Below are 349 nucleotides of genomic sequence, written 5' to 3'. Positions count from 1 at the left end.
TATCTTGCCGACAAGACGGGGCATCTCTTGTCCACGGACCCAGCGCTTCGCTTTGAGACGATCCAGTGGCTGATGTGGCAGATGGGTGGTGTCGGTCCCATGTTTGGACAGGTCGGCTTTTTCAACAGATTCGCCGGGAAAGCCTACGAAGACAAGCGCCCGCGCGACCGCTATGCGTCGGAAGCCGCGCGTTTGCTCGGCGTGCTCGACACTCGGCTTGCCGGACGCAACTGGGTGATGGGCGATGACTTCAGTATTGCCGACATTTCTCTGCTCGGGTGGGTTCGTTACTGGATTGGCTTTTACGAGGCGCGCGACCTTGTCGGCTTCGATCGCTTCACTCATGTCC

Annotated in this window: 1 protein-coding gene; it reads left to right on the top strand. The window is 59.0% G+C overall.

All coding sequences use genetic code 11. The features are described 5' to 3' along the window. Positions 1–349 (top strand): glutathione S-transferase C-terminal domain-containing protein (locus tag AB4Y42_RS44400; RefSeq protein WP_368697918.1); only part of this gene is annotated, 349 nt, incomplete at both ends.

Origin of the sequence: Paraburkholderia sp. EG286B (assembly GCF_040965655.1) — a bacterium.
Lineage (GTDB): Bacteria > Pseudomonadota > Gammaproteobacteria > Burkholderiales > Burkholderiaceae > Paraburkholderia.
The sequence above is the reverse complement of the archived record's forward strand: the minus strand, read 5'-3'. Positions and strand labels throughout refer to the sequence as shown.